We start from the raw sequence: 2,528 nt of genomic DNA, 5'->3' as shown, positions 1-2,528 counted from the left end.
CGTACGCCGGTCACGCCCGTGACTGACCGGTGCTGTAAGTTTGCGGCCCACCGACAATTACCGAGCCCGTGCCAGTACGTTCTCGTCGCGCAGGACCGCATCGCCGTAGACGTGCTGACCCGTGAGACCGACCAGCGCTGGGTGCTCTGCCCTTACGCCTCGCTGGACCAGACCCTGGTGCTGTACGCCATCGGCTGCGAAGTGCCGCTGACGGAGATCTCCGCCAAGGTCGGGCTCGACCGCGGCGACGCCTGAGCTGGCTCCCAACGCGTAACCGCAGGACAGCAGCGCAATCCCATCCCATTTCCGGCGCATTTCCCTTGCCGCACCCACCCGATTTACTTATTCTTAACGGCTTGGTGGGGCACCGTCCCAGCAGGCACTCAGCCGGTGTAGCTCAGCTGGTAGAGCAACGCATTCGTAATGCGTAGGTCAGCGGTTCGAATCCGCTCACCGGCTCCATCCTTTCAAGCACTTGCGTCATCATGTGCCGACCTCCGGTCTACGACTATGACGTCACTATGACGCGTTTTTCAGGTCGGCGCTCGCTCGACCCATCGGTGCGTCACCGCCACTGTCCTCGTCTCCTTCTGACGCGCTTGCACCCGCTCTCGGCACGCGCCGCATCATCGGGTGCGCTCCGTCGCCGCGGTTCAGCCGCCCAATCGCCGACTTGAGGTTGTCCGGCGCCAGGTGCGCATAGCGTTCCGTCATGCGCACCGTGGTATGCCCGAGCAGGTCGCGTACCTCCGTGAGCGGCGTACCCTCCATGACGAGCCACGACGCGAAGGTGTGGCGGAGGTCGTGGATGCGGAAGTCTTCTATCCCCGCCCGCCGACACGCCCCGGCGAAGCTCTTCTTGATGTCGGTGATGCGCTCGCCCAGTCTCTGACCATCAAGGTGACAGAACACCCACGGACTGCCCGGGCAGAGGCGGTCTCGCTCAGCAAGCCGGTGCTTCAACACCTTCTGCGCGTCGTCACTCAATGGAATCCCGCGCGACACTCCCGTCTTCGTGTCGGTCGCCGTTAGCCGGATGACACCGCGCGCCAGATCGACCTGCGACCATCGCAGCCAGAGCAGCTCGCCCCTGCGGCAGCCCGTGTTCACCGCCAGCCGGATGTAGTCCGGCAGATGGCTCGCTGCCTTCGGCTCTTCACGGGCGGCCGCGATGAGATCGTCGATGCGTTCCCGGGACTCCCACCGCACGCGACCTTTCGCCGGTATCGGCTTGCGGCCCTGGACCGGATTGTCGACCGGCCATTCCAGTTCGAAACGCACATAGTTGAAGGCAGCCGACAACACAGCGAGCTCACGCAACACGCTCGCCGGCGTAACTCCCTCGCCAGCTCGACGCTCCATGTACGCCTTGACCGGCGCGCGCGTGATTGACGCCATTGGCACATTCGCGAAGGACTCCCGCAACCGCGCCGTGGCAACCAGGTCGCGCGTGTACCCGGACGGCCGCTTGGTCTCGCGGCTGTGCTGCAGGAAAGCAACCATCATGTCCTCGAACGAGTGCTCTTGCGCCTGCGGCCCGACTGCCGCCCGGGCTGCCTTGTCTCGCCATCCGGCGAGGACGGTTTTGGCCTCGCGCTTGACCGTTCGCCGAGTAGATCGTCTAACACGCTTGCCGCTGGCATCGGTGTAGCTCCCATACCAGTAGTGCGACCCTGGCTGCTTGTACAGCCCGTCGCTATCTCTGTGCTTGGACATGCGCTGTCACCTCTCGTCGGTTCGCGCACGTCATGCCCCGCACGGCCGCTAGTATCCTGTGACCTCGCACCGCCGTCCAGCATCGACAGGATCGAGTCGACGCGCACATTGCGCCGCCCTCGAATACGACACTCGCGCAGCGTGCCCGTGTCCAGAAGGCGTCGCACCGTCGTCGCGGAAACGCCGAGACGTCGTGCCGCGCCCTCGATCGTCACTAACCATTCGTCCGTGAAGTTGGCCTGTCCGGGGTTCGCTGCGTTAGTCATGCCTCACTCTCACTTCCAGCCCGCTACCGCGCCAGCGCGGCCTCACGCAACACACGCAGCGCGCGGCGGCTGACGATCTCGCGCTGATCGTTGTCCAGAAAGCGGATCTGCACCGAGCCGAGCGCGCCCGTGGCCTCGATGATGCACAGGCGGCCGTTCAAATGCTTGCGCTTGGAATTGTTGCCCCAGGCGTAGCGGTAGACGGTGGGCGGCGCGGAGGTCTCAGACATGCTCGACCTCCGGGTCGGCGAACGCGAACACCTGGAAGGTCTCGCCTTCATGCGCGACGGTGACCGGGTTCAGCCGGAACAGGCCGCCGCCGGTATAGTTGCAGGGCCCAGGGCCCGCGGCGCCGAAGGCGTCCCGCGCCTGCGCCAGCCAGCGCCCAACGCAGGCGAAGCCGACGGCGCCCTTGGGGGCACCGGCATCGCGCCAATCGCGGGCGCTGCCGACGTGCCCGCAGACGGGGCAGACAAAGCGCCAGTCGAGCGGGTCGCGGCCGAAGCGGCGCTTGGCCTCGGCGAGCCAGTGTTCGCGGGTGTAGGT

General features: G+C 66.0%; 3 protein-coding genes, 1 tRNA gene and 2 pseudogenes. 2 read left to right on the top strand and 4 right to left on the bottom strand.

All coding sequences use genetic code 11. The features are described 5' to 3' along the window. Positions 1-255 (top strand): annotated as a pseudogene (locus I6U14_RS07680) (Uma2 family endonuclease); the annotation flags it as partial. A gap of 131 nt (positions 256-386) precedes the next feature. Further along, positions 387-462, top strand: a tRNA-Thr gene (locus tag I6U14_RS07675). Positions 463-519: 57 nt separating this feature from the next. Here the strand turns inward: I6U14_RS07675 and I6U14_RS07670 are convergent. From I6U14_RS07670 to I6U14_RS07660, 4 genes and pseudogenes are all read right to left on the bottom strand, one after another. Further along, the gene (locus I6U14_RS07670; protein WP_296898206.1) at positions 520-1,716 is read right to left on the bottom strand and encodes a site-specific integrase; all 1,197 of its coding nucleotides are present in this window, start codon (positions 1,714-1,716) and stop codon (positions 520-522) included. A gap of 89 nt (positions 1,717-1,805) precedes the next feature. Then, positions 1,806-1,982: pseudogene (locus I6U14_RS18260) on the bottom strand (helix-turn-helix domain-containing protein); the annotation flags it as partial. A 23-nt stretch (positions 1,983-2,005) separates the two neighbouring features. Continuing rightward, entirely contained in the window at positions 2,006-2,212 is a 207-nt protein-coding gene (locus I6U14_RS07665) for a hypothetical protein (RefSeq protein WP_296898204.1), read from the bottom strand. After that, positions 2,205-2,528 (bottom strand): VVA0879 family protein (locus tag I6U14_RS07660; RefSeq protein WP_296898203.1); only part of this gene is annotated, 324 nt, incomplete at its 5' end. The genes I6U14_RS07665 and I6U14_RS07660, both read right to left, overlap by 8 nt.

The organism is Thiohalocapsa sp. (assembly GCF_019695415.1).
Taxonomy (GTDB): domain Bacteria; phylum Pseudomonadota; class Gammaproteobacteria; order Chromatiales; family Chromatiaceae; genus Thiohalocapsa.
The sequence above is the reverse complement of the archived record's forward strand: the minus strand, read 5'-3'. Positions and strand labels throughout refer to the sequence as shown.

Bases quoted from the DNA above. Each gene is read 5' to 3' on its own strand.
- I6U14_RS07670 (WP_296898206.1), bottom strand. From the start codon at position 1,716: ATGTCCAAGCACAGAGATAGCGACGGGCTGTACAAGCAGCCAGGGTCG.
- I6U14_RS07665 (WP_296898204.1), bottom strand. From the start codon at position 2,212: ATGTCTGAGACCTCCGCGCCGCCCACCGTCTACCGCTACGCCTGGGGC.